This window comes from Parafrankia elaeagni, from assembly GCF_000374165.1.
Taxonomy (GTDB): domain Bacteria; phylum Actinomycetota; class Actinomycetes; order Frankiales; family Frankiaceae; genus Parafrankia; species Parafrankia elaeagni.
In genome coordinates this window covers 411,423-429,994 of sequence record NZ_KB893670.1, presented here as the reverse complement: position 1 = coordinate 429,994, position 18,572 = coordinate 411,423, and the positions used below count along the sequence as shown (strand labels likewise).

Here is an 18,572-nt window from a genome sequence, read left to right as displayed (position 1 = left end):
CTTTGACAGGCTTTCCAGCGAGTTGTCCATGGAGCCGCTTGCCGTCACGAGGCCGAAGACGCCCTCCTGCTGGATCAGGTCCCGGCTGGCCTGGGTGTTCTCCGATGGTGAGGAGCCGTCGTCGCGCCAGGCGTAGGTCAGGCGCCGGCCGTGTACGCCGCCGGCTTCGTTGACGAGCCCCAGNCGGGCGTCGAGACCTGCCCGGGCGGCGGACAGCGCGCCGCTGCCCGGGCCGGAGTCCGAGTAGAGGAAGCCGAGCTTCACTGTGTCGGCGGTGACACCGGGGCTACCGCAGGCGGCAGGTACGGCGTCCTCCCCGCCGCCTCCGCCCGACCCCGAGCATCCGGAGACGGTGGCGGCCAGGACGGCAGCCAGCACCACCCCAAGCCTTCTTGTCAAGCCGCCTGAGCGCATCAATAACCCCACAGGAAATAAACAACGATCGTGATGGGAGACCTGGGCTGCGGTGGGCAGGGCGAGCCGGGTCGGATCAGGCAGGGCTGAAGACTGGGCAGTGCCCCCATCGAAACGTTCATACTTAGTGAAATTTTTGGCTGATAGTAGCAGGTCCGATCTACGGCCCGTTGGCCGGCAAGTGGAGCGGCCTGTGTCGATCCGATCCAAAGTCAATCCAGCTCTGGTCGGCCCACTCGCTGGCCTTCTCTAACGCGGATCCGCTTCATCTGGAGCCCGGTGTGATTCCTGTCGCGCTGCGGTAGCCCCGTTTCCGACAGGTTTCGGGCGATTCGTCCTGCGTCGCCTTGCGGCCGCTCGGAGTCCCTGCCGGCCCTGACCTCGGTGGGCGGTGCCTCGCGGCAGCGGCTCGGGGTGGTGGCGGCGCTGCCGGCACGGGCATGCCACAGTCGTCCACCGCGCGGTCGTGGTCGCGCGCTGATCAGCTAGCCGTCCGGCTGTGCCGGCACCGGTCCTGGCAGGGGAGCGCGGTCGCTCCCCCGGGGCCGAGGCCACCCCGTAAACACTGGCCACACTGCCGAAACCAGGCGGCCGGTGCTCGGTTCCGCAGCCCGGCCGCGCATCGTTCCGGACGGAGATATTCCGCTATCAGATCCAGGTCCCCGCCTCCTGGTGTCAGTCAATAACCGGCCGGTCGGATGGGTGTGAGGCCGGGAACTCGGCGGCGGACCGCCTCTCGCGCAGAGAGAACAGGGGAGCGCCTCGCAGTAACGGCGTTCCCGCTCGCGGCGGAGAGCCGGTGCGGGCGGCCGGGCATCGCTCCGGGGCTAAATCAGGTGTCTTTTCCGTGGGCATCGTTGGTGGGCGGCACGGTGGCGGGGGACCGAAATTCCCGGACGGCGGCTCCGTCCGGCAGAATGAGGAATCTGTGGAACTCCGTCGCCTGGTGTCGGCGCCCTTTGCTGACAGCCCGGTGGGGCGGCCCCGGCGCAGAACTGTCGGTACCGCGTGAAACGCTCGGACCATGGTCTTTGTTTTCGAAGGTGAACTCTGGCTGTGGAACGCCCGCCGCGTCGACACATGGACGTTTGTCAGCCTGCCTACGGAGGTCTCCGCGGAGATCCGCGACCGTGCCGGCGGAGCAAGCCGCGGCTTCGGGTCACTACGGGTGCGGGTCACCGTTGGGGGCACCACCTGGGCCACGTCGATCTTCCCGGGCAGCGAGGGTGGCAGTTATGTGCTGCCCGTCAAGCGGGCTGTCCGCAGAGCGGAGGAGCTGGAGGTGGGAGACGCCATGGCGGTCACCGTCGAGCTCGTCGACATCTGACGTGCGGCGGCCCGGCCGCGCCGCTCGGCCCGAGGTTCGGTCCGAGGTTCCGCACCGACCCCTGGAGGCGTGCCACCGGACCTTCGCTCGATCCCGAGACAGCGCCGATCAACCTGGGCCTGGGATCGGCGGAGTTCGGCGGGAGGTCTGGTCTGCCGGCTGCCCGCCCACCGCCCGCACCCTCGGCTCCCAGCCCGGGGAGCCGGTCTGGATCTGCTGCCCCGGCCATATGGCCGGGGCAGCAGATCCAGACGCCGATATCGCGCGTGAGCGCTTCCGGGTCAGCCCGCTGAGGGCGTGTCGTCGAGCAGTTCGAGTGCCACCAGGTCGTCGTAGGTCTCGCGGCGGCGGATGAGCCGGGCCCGGTCCCCCTCGACGAGGACCTCGGCGGGCCGGAGCTGGCTGTTGTAGTTGCTCGTCATCGTCATGCCGTAGGCGCCGGCGCTGAATATCGCGAGGAGGTCACCGGCCACCATCGCCGGGAGCGCACGGCCCTTTGCCAGATAGTCGCTCGATTCACAGATCGGGCCGACGACGTCATAGGTGACGAGGTCATCGAGAGAATGCTGGTCCCGAGAGGGGGGTACCATCTCGGGACCCGGCGTGACCGGCCACATGAAGTGATAGCTGTCGTACATCGCGGCGCGGACTATATGGGTCATTCCCGCGTCGATCACGATCAGCTGTCGTTCTCCGGCCTGCTTGCGGTAACGGACGGCGGAGAGGAGCACACCGGCGTTCGCCGCGATGGTCCGGCCCGGCTCGAAGATGACCTGACCACCACGGCCGACGAAGCCCTCCAGCCGCGGGCAGATCGCCTCCGCGAAGTCGTCCCAGCCCGGAGCGCTGTCCTCCGAGTACTCGGCGGGGAAACCGCCACCCAGATTGATCGTGGTGACCGGATGCCCGGCGGCCTCGATCTCGGCGACCAGGGCCAGGACCCGCTCGAGCGCCGTCGCGTAGACCTGCGGATCGAAGATGGGGCTGCCGATGTGGACGTGGATGCCCTCCGGCCGAAGGGAACCGTCGGCGGCGGCCGAGCTGAACAGTGCGGCAGCCCGCTCGATGTCCACCCCGAACTTCACACCGCGGACGGCCGTCGTCGTCCGGGCCGGGGTACGCAGGTCAGGTGCGATGTCCGGGTTGACCCGGATGGCCAGCCGCGGTCGCCGGCCCTCCTCCCGCGCGATGCGCGCGAGGAGCGCGACCTCCTCCTCGGACTCGACGTTGATGCAGCGGATGTCCCGCCGGACAGCATCCCGCAGCTCGTCTGCGGATTTTCCCACGCCGGCCAGAACAATGCGCTCGGTATCCACCCCCGCGGCCAGCGCCCGGTGCAGTTCGCCGCCGCTCACGGTGTCGATGCCGGCGCCCTGCTCGCCAAGGAGACGAAGCAGGTGCACATTGCTCAGTGCCTTCGCGGAGAAACAGATGAGCGGATCGATCGACTCGAACGCCTTGGCGAACCGAACGTAATGGTCGACGAGAGTCGACGCCGAATAAACATAGGTCGGTGTGCCGAATTGTTCGGCCACCTCACGCAGCGGCGTCTGGTCACACCACAGGGCGCCGTCGCGATAGGAAAACTCGTCCATCTCATCCTCACCGTGATGGCCGGTGCCAGCCTACCCGGCACTATCACCGGTCTCGGCAGCAAAGGCTGACTAGAGGCTACGGCACGGCACGGTTCACCCCCGCGCGCCGTGACCGGCGGTGCGGCGGTGCGGTTGTCCGGCGCGGTGGGCGCGGTCACCAGCCCGCGTCGCATCCCACGACGTGCCTGCTGCCGGCCCCGCGCCCGGCGGCTGGGTGCGGTCGTCCCGGCGAGGACACGGATGAGACGACCATGGAGAACACGGTGATGGGCGTGCGACGGCAGGGCATGGATCGGGACACGACGCGCAGGCGGCCCCACGCCGCAGGCATGCCGCGCGTGGCGACGATCTCGAGTGAGGCGGCCCCGGCCGGGCCCGCGCCGTTGGACATCCTGGTCACCAATGACGACGGGGTGGGCGCGCCGGGCATAGACGCGGTTGTCCGCGGCCTGCGCGCATTGCCCGGGGTCACCGTGACAGTCGTCGCACCGGCCACGAACCAGTCGGGCACCGGCGGCCGGACGTCCCAGCCCACCCCCACGCACCGGGATGCCACGACGGCCAGCGGCATTGCCGCGACCGCCGTCGACGGCTTCCCCGCCGACTCGGTGATCGTCGCGCTGGACGTTCTCCACGCCACTCCGGATGTCGTCGTCTCCGGGATCAACCAGGGCCAGAACCTGGGCCCGGTGGTCGATCTCTCCGGCACGGTCGGCGCGGCCAGGGCCGCGGCGTCGCGGGGTATCCCGGCGATCGCCTCGAGTTTCGGCTTCGCGGACAGTTTCGACTACGGTCCCGGCGTCACGCTGGTCGTCGACTGGATCACCCGGCACCGGGCGGAGCTGGCTGACGGCGCGCCGCCGGCCGGGCCGCGGGGGAGCGTCGCCAACCTCAACATCCCGAACTGCGCGGTGGGCGGTGAGGTGCGCGGACTGAGGGAGCTCCAGACCCAGCCGTCGCTGCCCGACATGGCTGCCGCCCTGGCCCGACAGGACTGTGAGTCCACCGCCGAACCGGCGGAGGAGGTCGCGGCCTTCACCGCCGGGTTCGCGACGCTTACCGAGATCCCGGTCGAGGGCCGTGTTGCCGAGACGTCTCCCAGCTGATCTTTAATATTTGACCGTAATGCCGGAAAAGTGGTTCGACGCTGTCGACAGCACTTTCTCCGCCTGGCTGGCCGCGTACAGCGACAGTGCAGTGACGATCGGCTCTGCCCCCGGCGGTGGCGGCGGGGATGACGGCGGCTCCCAGCAGGCTTTCTCGCCGTTCCTGATCCGACGCCCCGGGCCGCGGCCAGCCTGGCGCCGCGACGGGTCCGATCTCGTGGAGTGGCGAGTCGCGTGCGGTCTGTCCGCACCCGCTGGCGGTCCAGATCTGCCGGGCGTGCCGCGCGGCTCGTCCTCCGCGTGACGGCGGGCGGTATCTGGCCGTAACACGACGGCTACCTTTCATGCCCGACTGGCAGACCCTCCACCGGAGCACAGGGAAGGCTCTACGTTTCCACTACCCCGAACGGGGGTGGGTGGTGGAGCTGTTGGCATTTCCCGGGTGCCGGCCGGCCATCTCCACCCCCGTACGGGCGGGGGGCGGCCAGTATGCCGCGGGCCAGCTGGCGCTGGTCTTCGGCACAACACGGAGGTAGGGCGGTCATCGATGGACGGGACAGGTGTGTGCGGGGGGCTGCGGGGTGGCGTGGCCATCCCCGCGCGGGCAGGCTTGGGCGGAGCCGAAAGAACAACGGAGAATCCATGGTCGGTGGGTGGCGGGGTCTCCGCGTCACGCCGGTGGCGGGCGGGCGCGGCATGAGCGGCCGACACAGCGCGCGGCGCCGCGCCGCCCGACCGCCGCGAATCCGGCAGGTCGACCGGGCCTACCGGACCTTCCGCGGCCACATCGCCGACCGGGCCTGCCTCGCCAGCCGGGTCGACTCCGCCGACCGTCGGTCAGCCCTCCTCGCCACGACGGCCAGCCTGATGACGATCATGCTCGCGGTCGGCATGCTCGGCGTGATGGCGTTCGGTTCCACGGCATGACCGGCTCTGTCCCGTCCGGGCGGTGCGCCGCGGCGGTCGTCCTCCCGCGAACCGGGGCTCCGACGGACGGAGCCGGCGGCGCGGCGCTGTCCGGGCGGACAGTGCGTCCCGCGAGGTCGCGGACGCAGGTTCCGCTCGACCGCGTCTGCCTGATCCCGCCCGCGAGGCCCGGGCACCTCCGTGGCCGCCGTGGCCATGGCCGGGGCCACGGCCGCAGCGAGCCCTGACCACTGCTGCCGGCGAACACCACTCTGCCGGCGAACACCACGGCTGCCAGCCGAGGCACCAGCCCCCACGCAGGACCATCGCCCGGCACGGGTTCCGTGCCGGGCGATGCCGCCTCAGCCGCCTCAGCCGGCGCTGGGTGGCGGGGGCTGGCGGAAGCCGGCGATGAGGACGGCGATGTCCGCCGAGACGACCTCGGTGAACGAACGGTCCTGGTAGGCGCCGGCGGCCCAGTGCCGCGCCCCCTCGCTGATCAGCGACTGCGCGAGCCGCGCCAGCCGCGCCGCGTCAACGTGTGGCGGCAGCTCGCCGCTGGCCACCGCGCGTTCGAACAGCTCATCGAAGATCAGCATCGCGCGGTCCGGCGGTGCTGCGCCGGTGATCGCCCGGTAGGCGTAGCGGTAGCCCTCCATGACCATCTCGAGGATCAGCTCGGGCGGGTTGCGGCGCATCGACCGTTCGAGGTTGTTCAGGGTCGCGGTGACGACTGCCAGTACCTCGTACTGCCCGTGTGTCAGCTCCCGCGCCGTGTCTCTGGCCGCCTCGGACGAGTGGCGGCTCACCTCGTAGAGGATGTCCTCCTTGCGCGGGAAGTAGAAATAGAAGAGGCCCTTGGAGACGCCGGCCGCCCGGCAGATGTCGGCGACCGTGGTCGTCGCATACCCGTTGGCGCGCCACAGTGACAGCGCCGCCTGGATCAGGACGCGCTTCGTCTCGCGTGAGCGGGCCTGCTGGTAGGAGGCACGGCGCTGACCACGGTCAGCACCTGTGCTGGCTGCCCCTGCGGTCATCGATCAAGTCTATCGTCACAGCCGATATGTTGACCTGTTTTCAATATCGGGAATAGCGTCTGTCGGTGGCCGGTCAGGTTTCCTGGATGCCGAGGGTGCCGAGCGGCCGTGGCGGGGGAGTGCGTCGGTGTCCGCCGATCTCTCGCTCGCCGCCCTCCGTCCCCGACCCTGGAGTGGCCTGATGCATGGCCTGCCCGCATCCGTCAACCCGGCTGTCCTGCCGGGTGTTGTCCGCCAGAACGGTTACGTCGTCCGGGATATCGACCAGGCCATCGCGTCCTGGCTGAGCCTGGGCATCGGCCCGTGGTACGTGCTGCGGGAGCGTCCGCAGGCCGGCGTCTACCGCGGCCAGCCCTGCGAGGTGACGGTGTCGGTCGCCTTCGCCAACAGCGGCGACCTGCAGCTGGAGCTGATCCAGCAGCATGGGGACGAGCCGAGCATCTACTCGGAGTTTCTCGCGTCAGGGCGGGAGGGCTACCACCAGCTTGCCTTCTGGGCGTCTGACTTCGGCGCGACCATGGACTCGGTGGCAGCAGCCGGGTGGCCCGTGGTGTGGTCCGGCGGTGGTGACGGAGCAACCCGGTACGCCTATTTCGAACCGCCCGCCGGCCCGGCGACCATCATCGAGATCATGGAGCTGAACCCGGCGACCGAAGGCATGGCGAAACTGGTTCGGGACGCCTCCGCCAGCTGGGACGGCAGCGATCCGGTGCGCGCGATCGGAGCCTGAGCGACTTCGGACCGGCTCTGCGCGGGTCTGATCCGCGGATCGGACCCGCGCGGCGGCGGCGCGGTAGCGCGGTAGCGCCGGCTCAGCTGATCAGCCCGGTCACCTTCCGTTGTGCCTCGGTGAGGGTGGTGTTCGGGTCCGCGCCGCTCATGATCGCCGCCACCTCCTCGTTCAGCGCGTCGTGGACCTCGCCGCCGCGCTCACCCCCCCAGGTGGGGGCCTGCGTGATCTCCGGGATCAGGGCGTCGAACTGGGTCAGCTCGGGGAACTCCCGGTAGAAGGCCCCGAGCTGGTTCCTGGCTTCGCTGTCGACCGGGTAGAAGCTGAACGCCTCGGTGCCGGCAGCGAGAACCTCCGGGGAGAGCAGCGCGACGACCAGCTCCGTGGCCATCTCCTGCTGGCAGCGGTCGGTGGACAGGATCGCCAGCCCGTTGCCGCCGGCGACGGGGCGCGGGCTGCCGCCGGGCAGCGGCGGGAACGGCGCGACACCCACCCGGAAGCCCTGCGCGCCCTGGTCATGGATGTAGCGCAGTCCGGCGGCCACCGAGGGCAGGGTCACGGCACTGATCGCGGTCTCCTTGCGGATCCCGAAACGCAGCAGCCCCTCGGTGGTCGCGTCACTGGACTGTGGTCCGTACGTGCCCACCTTGGAGAGGAAGGCGGCGGCCTCGCGGGCCGCCGGGCTGGTGAGGTCCGGCTGGCCGTCCGCCTTCTGCACCGGCGTGCCCTTCGAGCTCGCCAGAGTGCTCAGATACCACTGCCCGAACCCGCTGGTCGGCAGGTCGATCGGCTGGATCGACTGGCCCGAGCCCTTGACCCGCTCGGCGGCGGCGAGCACCCCCGTGGTCGTCGTGAGCGACCGGGGGTCGACCCCGGCCCGCTCCAGGACGTCCAGGTTGTAGACGAGAGCGAGCACCGACACCTGCTGCGGGATGGCCACCAGCTTGCCCTGGTACTCGCCCAGTGGCAGGAAACGCTGGTCGTACGACGCGCGCAGGAGCCGGGGCGAGAGCGTCTGGGCGCCGAGGTCGTCGGCGAAGGTGGGAAGCAGGTCGAAACCGGCGACCGCGACGTCCGCCGAGCGCCCCGCGGCGCGGTCCGCGCTGATCTGCTGGACCAGCTCCGGGTAGCCCGCCGCGGTGGCGGTCAGCTCGACGGTGAGGCCCGGGTGTGCCTTCTCCATGTAGGCCTTGCCTGACTTGGAGGCGTCGTTCAGTGAGCCGACGGCGGCCATCCGCAGGGTCTTCACCGCGGACGCGCATTCCGGTGACGCCTTCGCGCCGTTCACATCATCCACGGTCGCGGTCGCCGGACGGGCGGTCGGGCGCAGGCTTTCGGCGGGATCGGTGGCCGAATCGGACCCGCCGCCGCAGGCTGCGAGCAGGCCCGCGGCGACAAACCCGGTGACGGCCGCCGCCAGAGGCGCTCTCCGCCTCGCCGGCAGGCCTCTGCGCCGGGCGGACGCGCGGTCCGGGCAGGCTGGTGGCGCATCGCTGAGCATCGGCGTTTCCCTCTCGTAGGCTCTCGCCCGACGGGTTGCCGGTCGCCCCGGGCTTTCTTCCGGTGACTCCGGACTCGGTCGTGCCGCCATCGTCCCGTGTCACGGCGGGAACGGGCGAGAGGAACGCGACCGGGTCTTCCCCACCGGCTAACCCGGCTGGCGGCGGGAACCTTACCGTGTGGCCGTTTCCGCCGGTGGGATGGCATTGCTTTTCCAGTTCCGCGACCCACACTGCGGATATCGCCGTGTTCCCGCATCCCGCCCCGGAGGCCACCGTGGAGCTATCGTCCCCCCGTCCACGCCGCTGTTTCCGTCGCTGTCCCCGGCAGCGGTCACGCCATGACAGCCGGTTCGGGCCGCGCGCGGTGATGGCAGGTACAACCGTGTTCTCGATCCTGCTGTCCCTGGGGCTTGCCGCCTGCGGCGGCGACGGCGGCCCGGGCAGGCCGAGCGGATCACCCGGCGCCGTCCAGTCGGGGGGGCCCACCCGCCCCGGCGGGACGGCCCAGCCGGGTGACGGCTCGGGCCGGCCGGGTGGGCCCGCGGTGCCGGGTGAGCCCGCCGCGCCCGACGGATCATCGGGCGCGGTCGTGGGCGATGGGCGCACCGGCGCGCCGTCGACGTGGGGCACCGGTGCGGTCCGTACCGAGCGCCCGAGTGCGCTGCCCGCACAGCTCGTCTCCCTGCGGTCCGCCCGCAACACGGTGGACGGGGCCCCGTTCGACCGACTGGTCCTGGAGTTCCGCGGTGGGGTGCCCGGCTACACGGCGGGCTACGTCGACGAGGTGATCCGCCCGGGCTCCGGGGCGCCGCTGCCGCTGGAGGGCGCCGTCCGCTTCGAGGTCGTCGTGACCCCGGCGGCGATGCACGACGACACCGGCAACACCACCCTGACCACCCCCCCGACCGGGGGAGGACTGCCCACACTGACCAGCTACGCGGTCGCCGGCGACTTCGAGGGTTACGTCCACCTCGGCATCGGGCTCGAGAACAGGGTGGGGTTCCGCGTCGTCGAGCTCCGGAACCCGGACCGCCTGGTGATCGACTTCGCGGGCTGACCACCCGCCAGGCGCTGAGCGCGCCCGCGCCCGCGTCCGCGCCTGACGGTCCCGCTCACCCGAGCGGGAGTCCGTCGGGGGTGGCGGACGGCGGCACCGGGGTCGGTGAGGGGCTCGGGGTGCCCACCGGTGGGACCGTCACCGGTGGCGGTGGCGGTGGGGGCGGCGGCCGCGACGGTGGCGGCGTGCTCGGCCGGATGCCCGGGCTCGCCGTCGGCCCGGGTGTCGGCCGCTCCGGTTCGTTCTCGAGGGCGGCCCCGGTCCCCGGACCGGGGCCGGGGTCCGTGGCGGCGGATGTCCGGCCCGCTGCCGGTGGTCGGGTGGATGTCGCACCGGCCGCCTCGCCCCGTCCGGCCGGTCGGGCGGGTTCGGGTGCCGGGAGCGGCGGGGCGGCCGGCAGCGGGCGGGCCGTGCCGGTCGGCAGACCGGGCAGGCCCGGTGGCTGTTTGGTGACGAGCGTCCGCCCCCGTTCGTTGATCATGACGGCGTCGGGTCCGGCCGCGTCATTGATCCACACCTGGCCGCTGTCGGCCGTGGCCGTGAGGCGGGCGTCTCCACCCGGCCCGGCCAGTCGTACCGGTTCCGCGAACCTGCCCCGTGCCAGGTCGTAGTCGAGCACCACGCCGCCGCCGGAATCCGGAACATAGGCATGGCCCGCATGGACCAGGGGGGTGCCGAACCCGGACTCGTCCGGTCGGGCAGGGGAGGGGAGGTCCGCCCCGGTCACCCGGCCGCGGATGACATCCACGAGGAACAGCCGGCGGGCCGCCGGGTCGAGGAGAGGGACGGGCCCACCGTCCGTTCGGGGGGCGACGAGCAGCGGCCGTTCCGGTGGCCGCGGTGCCTTCCCCAGAGGGAGCGGGATGACCCTGCCCCATCGGTCGGGGTTCTCCGGGTCGAGGACCGTCAGGGTTCCCGCCGTGGCGTCGACGGCGACCGGGCGGCCGTCGACCAGAATGATGTCGACGGCGTTCCCGGGCGGTGCGACCGGGCGGTGCCCACGGCGGGCGACACCGCCCCGCACGGCGGCGACCTCCCCGGTGGCCCGCAGCGGTACCCAGAGAGTTCCGTCCCCCGACCGGGCCAGCGCCACCCCGCCGAGCGGCGCCGGCAGGGCCAGAACTCCTCCGGCGGGAGAAAGGTCGTCGGGGGAGAGCCGCTGGACCCTCCCGGCCGTGGCGTCGAGCGCATACGCGACCCTGCCCGCGGCAGCGATCGTCACGCCGGGCCCGAGATCGGTGGTCCGGACCAGGGCCAGCCGGGCCGGGTCCACGAGATGCACCCGGCCGGCACCGCCGCCCTCGGAGACGAGGATCCTCGCGGAGGTCGTGGTGACAGTGAGGTCACTGCCCGCCGTACCGGGAACCGTGACCGCCGCGTTCGCCTGCCCGGAGGGCCCGCTCAGGTGGATGAGCGTGCTCGTGGCCGCGGCCGGCAGCCACGTCCCTCCGTCGGTGAGGTCGAGCCGGGTGGGTGCGATCCCCCGGCTCACGGCACCGAGCAGCGCCGCCGCGGCGGTGACGCCCACCAGCCCGGCGATGCCCGAGACGGCGATGCGCCCGATGCGGGTGCGCGACCGCAGGATGGCCCGTCCAGCAGGGCCCGGGCGGTGCGCGGCATGCTCCGCCCGGGGGGTGCTGCGGGACGAGAGCCGCCGGAACGGCCGGCGCAGGGTGCCGAGAATCGTCGGACCTCCAGCATCGTCGGGCGGGCGCGTCAGGCGGGCACAGCGGGCGCGCCGGGCGAAACGTCGCGAGCAGGCGGATGAGGACGCCCGCAGCCTCCGCCCGGCCGGAGGGATAGCCGGGCGGAGGCCTGTGACAGGGCTCCGCCCACGACATGGAAACCACAATCCACGCACAGGATCGCCTGGGTGAATGTAGTTCTTCTGTAGTGGTGCGGTGTGTGCCCGCGGCTGCCTCCGCGGGCTCCCGGCTCGCCGCCGTTGCCCGTCGACAGGTCTGACGCTCAGCATCGCCGACGGGTTGCGACCCGATTTGGCCGGAGCGTGACATCGGGCGACCGTCGTCGCTCCCCGTGTGGGCGAAGGCCGTCCAGGCCCCGACTGGGGGGTGTAACCCTCGTCACGGTAACAACAACATTTTCCGGGATGGGGACAACGAATCCGGTGACTCCGTCGTCTATCGCATCGGAACGGTTCGGCTCCGTGGCAGCGACGCCGCGGCAGCGGTCGCCAGCGACACCGTCAGGTGGTGCTGACCGGCGGTGTCGGTGGGCACTGGCGGCCAGCCGCGGGAGGCGCGCCCCGGAGCCGGCCGTTCCCGGGCAGCTCCCCCCGCTGCCCGTAGCGGGTCGTGCCGGTCACTCCCCCTGGACCGGCACGACCCGCCTTCATCGCCCAGCCCCGGCACACAGCCCAGCTCGGCCCCAGCACGCCAGCCCCAGCACGCCAGCCCCAGCACCAGGCCTTGCGCACCCAGGGAGGTTCGGGCATGACGGTCAGCCCCGATCGGACCATCCCGTTCTCGATCGCCTTCGAGGACGTGGTCGCCAACATCGAACAGGTGATCCGCGGCAAGCGGGCCGCGGTGGAGCTTGCCGTCGTCTGCCTGTTCGCCGAGGGCCACCTGCTGGTCGAGGACGTCCCCGGACTGGGCAAGACGACGCTCGCCCGCTGCCTGGCAGCGTCGGTGAACGCCGGCTGCCACCGCGTCCAGTTCACCCCCGACCTGCTGCCGGCGGACATCACCGGCACCAACGTCTTCAACCAGCGGACCGGCGAGTTCAGGTTCCGCCCCGGGCCGGTCTTCGCCAATCTCGTCATCGGCGACGAGATCAACCGGGCGTCCCCGAAGACGCAGTCCGCCCTGCTGGAGGTCATGGAGGAGCGCCACGTCACGGTCGACGGGACCAGCTATCCGGTTCCGCTGCCGTACATGGTGATCGCCACGCAGAACCCGGTGGACATGGACGGCACCTACACCCTGCCCGAAGCCCAGCTCGACCGGTTCCTCCTGCGCCTGCGCATCGGCTACCCCACCCTGGACGCCGAGCTGGAGATCCTGGAGGGCCGGCAGGTCGGCCGGAGGGTCGAGGACCTCCGCCCGGTGATGCGGGCGGAGGACGTCGTCACCCACGCGGAACGGACGCTGGGCGTCCATGTCGCGCCGGAGATGCGGCGCTACATCGTCCGGGTGGTCGCCGCCACCCGAACGCGCCATGACGTGGTGCGTCTCGGCGCGAGCCCCCGGGGCAGCGTGGCGCTGCTGCGGGCGGCGCAGGTCCGTGCGGCCTCGGTCGGACGCACGTTCGTCACGCCGGACGACGTCCAGATCCTGGCCGGCCCCGTCCTCGCGCACCGCCTCGTGCTGAGCCCCGAGGCCGAGCTTCGCCGGGTCAGCGCCGAGGACGTCGTCGCCGAGGTCCTGGACTCGGTCCCCTCGCCTCGGCGTCTCGTCGGCGCGTGAGCGCGCCGACCGTTCAGCGGCTGCCGCGGATCACGGCGAGCGCGTGGGGGCTGCTGGCCGCGACCGCGGCGTTCGGCACGGCGGCCGCGCTCCTGCACTACCCCGAGCTCGTGCTGCTCGCCGGCGCCGGCGCGACAGCGCTGCTCATCGCCGCCGGTATGGTCGTGCGCCCGCCGCGGGTGCGGGTCGAACTGCGGCTGACCACCGCCTCGGCCACCCGTGGGGACGCGGCCGCCCTGGTCATCACAGTCGTGAACCACTCCCGGTGGACAGCTCCCCCGTTCGCGCTGTACCTGCCGGCCGCACCGCTGGACCCGTCCTCAGCAGCCGACTCACCACCGCCCGGCGGTGCGGTGCCGCCGGACGGGGCTGTGTCGCCGGACGGGGCCGCACTGTCAGCCGGGCCGGTAGCCGGGCCGGCGCCGCGACCCATCGCTGTGGACGTCCGAAGGCTCCGCGGCGGGGCCTCCCGTGAGATCGTGCTCCCCCTCGACACGACCAGGCGGGGAGTGACCCGGATCGGGCCCTCCTGGGTCGACCGGCGTGACCCGTTCGGGCTGGCGCACCGGCGGCAGTGCCTTGGCTCGGCGGTGACGCTGCGGGTCCGCCCCAGGGCCCATCCGCTGGTTCCGCCGCCGACCGCCCCCGCCCGGGACCCCGACGGCCAGAGCGGGCATGGCACGGCCGGCGGTCTGATGTTCCACACCCTGCGTGAGTACACCCCCGGGGAGGACCTGCGCCTCGTTCACTGGGCCGCCAGCGCCCGGCTGGGGACGCTCATGGTGCGCACCCACGTCGATCCGAGTGAACCAGCCTCCACCGTCGTTCTCGACACCCGGCGCTGCGCCTATCCGGATGGCCCGGTCGGGGCAGCGGTCTTCGAGGACGCCGTCGACGCGGCGGCGTCGGCAGTGTTCGCCTGCGCCCGGAACGCGTACAGCGTCCGTCTGGTCACGTCGGGCGGGGTGCGGATGACAGGCCGCCGCCGCGCTGCCGACGTCGACTCGCTCCTCGACGAACTCGCCGCCATCCGCACCGACGGAGGCGAGAGCCTGGACGTGCTGCGCACCCTGCGCCGCGGCCCGGTCGGCACCCTGGTGCTGGTCACCGGAGCACTTGGCCGGGATGCCATGGCGGCCCTGACACCGGTCGCTCGCGCCTTCGGCCAGGTGATCGTCCTGCGGATGGGGCCGCGCAGCGAGGCCGCCGCCCGTGCGCTGGGCCGGCGCACCCCGGCCGGCCGGCCTCGGCTGCGCTCCAGCGCCGCTTCGGCGGGACGACACCAGCAGGCTCACGGCACCCGGTCAGGTCAGTCCGACCCGTCCGGGCCGGCGGGGCACCCCGCCCGGGTGGGCCAGACCGACTGGGCCGGCTCGCCCCTCCCGCCGGTGGCTCCCCGTGCCGCCGGTGGGGGCCAGGTCCGGGTGCTCCACCTGGCCACCTCCGCCGAGCTGCGACAGGTCTGGCCCGCCCCACCGGCGCTGCCGCCGGCCTCCTGGCCACCAGCCTCCTGGCCACCAGCCCGCGCGGCACTGTCCGTGGTCGCGGCCGCCCCGGCCGCCCCGGCCGCCCCGGCGGCAGGCGAGGCCGTATCCGAGGACCCCCGCCCGACCGGGCCGGTGACAGTCCCACTCATTCCGGCGTTGACCGGTGCCCGGACTGCTCCGGCGATTCCGACGCCGCCCTGCCGGGCGATGCCGTGATGCTCGGCGCCGCTTCGAAGACCGACCTGGCAGATGGTGGCGAGCCCGGGGGCCCGCGGCGCCGGGCTGTTCAGCTGGTGCTCGTGGCGGCCCTCGCGCTCGTGGGGGGGTCGGGCTTCACCCGTCTGTTTCCGGCCCGGGACCTGTGGGTTCCCCTGCCGGTCGCGGCCGTGCTGCCGGTCATCCTGGTGGGCCTGCTCGGGTCGGTCCAGGTCAGGTCCCGGCGGCGGCGGCGGCTCGCCTCGCCAGCGATAACCGTGCCCGTCTGGGTGATCGGTTTCATCGTCTGGACGGCCTACACCGTCGCAGCCGGAACAGGCGGTTTTCCGGCCCGCCTCGCCGTGGTCCGGACAGGGGTCGTCGACGGCTGGGCACGGCTGCTCGATGTGGCCGCTCCAGCACCGGCCGACCCCGACCTGCTGATCGTGGCGTTCGCGCCGACCTGGCTGGCGGCGGCCCTCGGCGCGGAACTGACGCTGCGGACCCGGGCGTCCCTCGCCCCGGCGCTTCCGGCCGCGCTCACCCTGGTGGCCGCGACGGCGGTGTCCCTGCCCGCTCCGGGGAGCAATCTGCCCCAGGCGGCGGCTCTGGTGGCGATCACCGCCGTCTACCTCCTGACGAGGATGCCCCGAACGGGCCGGAACGACCTGGCCTGGCAGTGGGCCCGTGGCGCCGGTGCCACGGCGACGGTTCTGGCCGCGAGTGTCCTCGTCACTGTCACGGTTCTGGGCGCGGGCCGGGCCGGTGATCCCGTCGACCCGCGGGACCACCGCTCGGTGCGGCCGGCTGACGCCGCCGGCATCAGCCCGCTCGCCGCGCTGAGCGGCTGGACCGCCCATCCGGACGAGGTGCTGTTCCGGGCCGAGATCAACGGTCCGGGCCCCGACCAGCCGGTGACCTTCCGGCTCGCCGTCCTCGACTCCTACGACGGCGTGACCTGGCATTCCTCGGCCCGTTTCGTCCGCGCGGGGGATCCGATCGCGCCGTCTCGCGGGGACGGCGCGGACCGCCGGGCGGACGCGGTGAGCCAGACCGTCGACGTGGTCGGCCTGCGCGGGCTGATGCTGCCGTCGTACGGCTGGCCGACCAGCGGACCACCGGGCGCCCAGGTCGATCCGGACAGCGGGATGCTGCTCGGTGGTCGTCCGCTCGCCGCCGGCACGCGATTCGAGATCGTGACGAGGACGGCGCCGGCCCCCGACCCGGCGGCGATCAGCAGCCTGTCCGCCGGCTCCCCGGCTCCGACGGGCCCTTCCGGAACGGCCGGTGCCGACCCCGATCTGGGGATTCCCGCGGATCCGCCGCCGATCCTGGGGGAGATGGCGGAACTCGCCACCGCCCGGGGACGGACGCCCTTCGAGCGAGCCGCGCTGCTGAGCCAGTACCTGAGCGCCACCTTCGTCTTCGACCCCGCTGTCCCGCCCGGCCATGCGTACGGGCACATCGAGCACTTCCTCGGCCACACCCGGCGCGGGACGTCCGAGCAGTTCGCGACCACGTTCGTGCTGGCCGCGCGCCTGCTGGGCCTGCCGGCCCGGCTGGTGGTGGGGTTCACCGCGCCGCCGGCCCCGGACGGGGGAAGCCGCAGCGTGCACGGCTCCGACGCCCTTGCCTGGGCCGAGGTGCGCTTCGACGGCGTCGGCTGGCTGCCCTTCTTCCCGACCCCGCGGGCCGCGGACGCCCGGGGCGCCAGCGTCGCCGGCTCCAACCAGGGCGAGAGCCCCGAGCAGGCGGAGCTCATCGACGTCGCGCTGCGTTCCGTCGCCGCGGCCGGCACGACAGGCACGGAGAGCGCCGCCGCCCCCGAAACGGAGGGGGACGCCGGCGCCGCGGACCGGGGGCGACGGGAACGGTCCGACAGCGTGGGTGCCTGGCCCCCGTGGGTCACGCCGGCCGGGCTGGCCCTGGGCGGCGTGACGGTGCTGTATCTCGTGCTGGCCCTGCTGGCCGCCGAGGCCCGCCGCCGCCTCCGGCATGCCGCCCGCGCACGGACCCGGGTGGTCGCCGCCTGGGAGGGCGCGATCGAGGCACTCACCGACGCCGCCGTCCCCGTCCCGGCGGCCGCCAGCCCCGGGCAGGTCGCGCGGCTCGCCGCCACCGCCCGGGTGGGGCCTGCCATCGAGACGGACCTCGCCGGTCTGGCCGATCTGGTGACCCTCGCTCTCTTCGCTCCCGCCGGCGCGCTGGACTGGGACGGCGAACCCGGGACCCGCACGGCGGCGGAGGCCTGGCGGCGGCTCGACCAGATCGAACGCTCGCTGCGGCGAGGCGAGGACCGCCGTGGTCACGCCCGCCGGATCCGCCGGGCACTCCTGCGGGCACTGGCGCCGGCGACGGTGCGCGCCGGTCTGCGCGGTCTGCGCGGTCTGCGGGCACCGGCGGTGGCGGCGGTGGCGGCGGTGGCGACGGGCCTGCCGGGCAGGGACGAGGACCTGTCCGGCCGGGACGACCCGTCCGGCGGAGGTGGGAGCCCGGCCGGCTCCGCCCCGGACAGGGACCGCATTGCCTCCCCGGCATGACCCCGCCGGCGTCGACACCGGCTACCTGAGAGAGGGCCGGCCGGAGGCGCCTCGCCCGCGGCGGGGCGGGCCCGGCCTGGTCAGATCACTGCAGGTGACCCCGATCCGGATCACCGTGGACCGGGTCGGCCGTCGGGCACGCCCGCCGGAACGCGCCGTGCCGCCGGAACGCGCCGGGGCACCCGAGCGGCTCCCGTTCCCGGAGCCGGCCGGTCGCCCGGGCGGGCACAGCCCTGCCCGGGCCTCGGGCCGGCCCAGCTTCCTCGACCTCGCGGCGATCGAGGACATCGACCGCGACGTGTTCCGCGCCCGATGGCCGGGTGAGGAGCGTTTCCCCGTCCACAGCGGGCTCATCGCGGTGCAGGCCCAGCTCGCCGCCACCCGCACCGTGGCGGCCGGGCGGCCGTTCCACTCGCTGCACGCGCACTTTCCCCAGCCGGCGCGGGCGCGGACCTCGATCGTCTACCTCGTCGACCGTGTCCGCGACGGCGGCGGGACGACGACCCGGCGGGTGACAGGCGTGCAGGCCGGCCAGGTGGTCTGTGTGATGTCGCTGTTGTACCGGCCGGGCGGGCCGGCCGGTCACCAGTTGCGCGCCCCGCGCGTGCCACCCCCGCGGGACCTGGACCACCTGGACCACCTGGACGATCCGGAGGCCACGCTGGGTGGGCTGCGTGGCCCGCGCGGGCGATCCGGCGACGCGACCGTCGCCCTCCGCCAGGGTGGCCCCGGGCCCGGTGCGCCCGGGCGGCGGGACGTACCTGGGCGGCGGGATGTGCCCGAGAGCCTCATCGACGTCCGCTCCGTCACGGGTGAACCGGCCGGGTCCGGGCCGCGGGAGGCCGTCCGCCCGGTGGCCTGGGTGCGGCTGGACCAGACGCTGCCGGACGACCCCCCGGTGCACGCCGGCGCGCTGGTCCTCCTCGCCGACCACGTCACGACTGCCTTCGCCCGCCAGATGCGGACGGTCTTCGCCGGCCCGCCCGCCGGCGGTCACGGGGACGGGGACGGGGACGGTTGCACAGGCGGTCACGCGGGCGGGTCCGGGCGCCTCACGGCCCTGGACCACGCGATCTGGATCCACCAGCCGTTCCGCGCCGACCAGTGGCTGCTCGTCGTGCGGGACAGCCCGTCCGGATCAGGGCAGCGGACTCTGACCCGCGCGACGTTCTTCAGCCGGGACGGCAGGCTGGTGGCCTCCGCCAGTCAGGACACGGCGCCCGACTGATGCCGCGACCGGCGCGGCAC

Annotated in this window: 14 protein-coding genes; 9 read left to right on the top strand and 5 right to left on the bottom strand. The window is 73.2% G+C overall.

Going from position 1 to position 18,572, the window contains the following annotated elements; genetic code table 11:
- Positions 1–414, bottom strand: a 414-nt coding sequence (locus tag B207_RS0101795) for an ABC transporter substrate-binding protein (protein ID WP_154675074.1), incomplete at its 3' end; no start/stop codon positions are given.
- A 1,024-nt stretch (positions 415–1,438) separates the two neighbouring features.
- On the opposite strand from B207_RS0101795, the gene B207_RS0101790 reads away from it, so the two are divergent.
- Positions 1,439–1,741 (top strand): DUF1905 domain-containing protein, encoded by a 303-nt coding sequence (locus tag B207_RS0101790; RefSeq protein ID WP_018634792.1) that lies wholly within the window; start codon positions 1,439–1,441, stop codon positions 1,739–1,741.
- Positions 1,742–2,022: 281 nt separating this feature from the next.
- Here B207_RS0101790 and lysA read toward each other — a convergent pair whose 3' ends face one another.
- Positions 2,023–3,336, bottom strand: coding sequence for a diaminopimelate decarboxylase (gene lysA, locus B207_RS0101785; RefSeq protein ID WP_018634791.1), 1,314 nt, complete (start codon positions 3,334–3,336; stop codon positions 2,023–2,025).
- 329 nt (positions 3,337–3,665) lie between these two features.
- Between lysA and B207_RS36625 the strand changes: the two genes are divergently transcribed.
- Together B207_RS36625 and B207_RS0101770 are read left to right on the top strand one after the other, a co-directional pair.
- Positions 3,666–4,442 (top strand): 5'/3'-nucleotidase SurE, encoded by a 777-nt coding sequence (locus tag B207_RS36625; protein ID WP_407671337.1) that lies wholly within the window; start codon positions 3,666–3,668, stop codon positions 4,440–4,442.
- Positions 4,443–5,084: 642 nt separating this feature from the next.
- Positions 5,085–5,369, top strand: coding sequence for a hypothetical protein (locus tag B207_RS0101770; protein WP_018634788.1), 285 nt, complete (start codon positions 5,085–5,087; stop codon positions 5,367–5,369).
- Positions 5,370–5,719: 350 nt separating this feature from the next.
- Here the strand turns inward: B207_RS0101770 and B207_RS0101765 are convergent, their stop codons facing one another.
- A complete protein-coding gene (locus tag B207_RS0101765; RefSeq protein WP_018634787.1) occupies positions 5,720–6,385 on the bottom strand; it encodes a TetR/AcrR family transcriptional regulator in 666 nt (221 codons plus the stop codon).
- A 181-nt stretch (positions 6,386–6,566) separates the two neighbouring features.
- Here B207_RS0101765 and B207_RS0101760 point away from each other — a divergent pair, with 181 nt between their 5' ends.
- Entirely contained in the window at positions 6,567–7,115 is a 549-nt protein-coding gene (locus B207_RS0101760; protein WP_018634786.1) for a VOC family protein, read from the top strand.
- Between the two features lie 82 nt (positions 7,116–7,197).
- Here B207_RS0101760 and B207_RS0101755 read toward each other — a convergent pair whose 3' ends face one another.
- Entirely contained in the window at positions 7,198–8,616 is a 1,419-nt protein-coding gene (locus B207_RS0101755) for an extracellular solute-binding protein (protein ID WP_018634785.1), read from the bottom strand.
- Between the two features lie 368 nt (positions 8,617–8,984).
- Here B207_RS0101755 and B207_RS0101750 point away from each other — a divergent pair, with 368 nt between their 5' ends.
- Positions 8,985–9,674 carry an AMIN-like domain-containing (lipo)protein gene (locus B207_RS0101750; protein ID WP_154675073.1) on the top strand — a complete coding sequence of 230 codons (690 nt, stop codon included), beginning with the start codon at positions 8,985–8,987 and terminating at the stop codon, positions 9,672–9,674.
- A 55-nt stretch (positions 9,675–9,729) separates the two neighbouring features.
- On the opposite strand, the gene B207_RS0101745 is transcribed toward B207_RS0101750, so the two are convergent.
- Positions 9,730–11,202 carry a PQQ-binding-like beta-propeller repeat protein gene (locus B207_RS0101745; protein WP_018634783.1) on the bottom strand — a complete coding sequence of 491 codons (1,473 nt, stop codon included), beginning with the start codon at positions 11,200–11,202 and terminating at the stop codon, positions 9,730–9,732.
- A 925-nt stretch (positions 11,203–12,127) separates the two neighbouring features.
- On the opposite strand from B207_RS0101745, the gene B207_RS0101740 reads away from it, so the two are divergent.
- Genes B207_RS0101740 through B207_RS32085 form a run of 4 tightly spaced genes read left to right on the top strand, consistent with a single transcriptional unit; the run spans position 12,128 to position 18,552 of the window.
- Positions 12,128–13,102, top strand: coding sequence for an AAA family ATPase (locus B207_RS0101740; protein ID WP_018634782.1), 975 nt, complete (start codon positions 12,128–12,130; stop codon positions 13,100–13,102).
- Positions 13,099–14,805 (top strand): DUF58 domain-containing protein, encoded by a 1,707-nt coding sequence (locus B207_RS0101735; RefSeq protein WP_018634781.1) that lies wholly within the window; start codon positions 13,099–13,101, stop codon positions 14,803–14,805. Before B207_RS0101740 ends, B207_RS0101735 begins: the two co-directional genes overlap by 4 nt.
- A complete protein-coding gene (locus B207_RS42250; protein WP_018634780.1) occupies positions 14,805–17,324 on the top strand; it encodes a transglutaminase domain-containing protein in 2,520 nt (839 codons plus the stop codon). Before B207_RS0101735 ends, B207_RS42250 begins: the two co-directional genes overlap by 1 nt.
- Entirely contained in the window at positions 17,308–18,552 is a 1,245-nt protein-coding gene (locus B207_RS32085) for an acyl-CoA thioesterase (RefSeq protein WP_051102306.1), read from the top strand. Before B207_RS42250 ends, B207_RS32085 begins: the two co-directional genes overlap by 17 nt.
- Positions 18,553–18,572: the final 20 nt, after the last annotated feature.

Bases quoted from the DNA above. Each gene is read 5' to 3' on its own strand.
- B207_RS0101770 (WP_018634788.1), top strand. From the start codon at position 5,085: ATGGTCGGTGGGTGGCGGGGTCTCCGCGTCACGCCGGTGGCGGGCGGG.
- B207_RS0101750 (WP_154675073.1), top strand. From the start codon at position 8,985: ATGGCAGGTACAACCGTGTTCTCGATCCTGCTGTCCCTGGGGCTTGCC.
- B207_RS42250 (WP_018634780.1), top strand. From the start codon at position 14,805: ATGCTCGGCGCCGCTTCGAAGACCGACCTGGCAGATGGTGGCGAGCCC.
- B207_RS36625 (WP_407671337.1), top strand. From the start codon at position 3,666: ATGCCGCGCGTGGCGACGATCTCGAGTGAGGCGGCCCCGGCCGGGCCC.
- B207_RS0101740 (WP_018634782.1), top strand. From the start codon at position 12,128: ATGACGGTCAGCCCCGATCGGACCATCCCGTTCTCGATCGCCTTCGAG.
- B207_RS0101760 (WP_018634786.1), top strand. From the start codon at position 6,567: ATGCATGGCCTGCCCGCATCCGTCAACCCGGCTGTCCTGCCGGGTGTT.
- B207_RS0101765 (WP_018634787.1), bottom strand. From the start codon at position 6,385: ATGACCGCAGGGGCAGCCAGCACAGGTGCTGACCGTGGTCAGCGCCGT.
- B207_RS0101790 (WP_018634792.1), top strand. From the start codon at position 1,439: ATGGTCTTTGTTTTCGAAGGTGAACTCTGGCTGTGGAACGCCCGCCGC.
- lysA (WP_018634791.1), bottom strand. From the start codon at position 3,336: ATGGACGAGTTTTCCTATCGCGACGGCGCCCTGTGGTGTGACCAGACG.
- B207_RS0101755 (WP_018634785.1), bottom strand. From the start codon at position 8,616: ATGCTCAGCGATGCGCCACCAGCCTGCCCGGACCGCGCGTCCGCCCGG.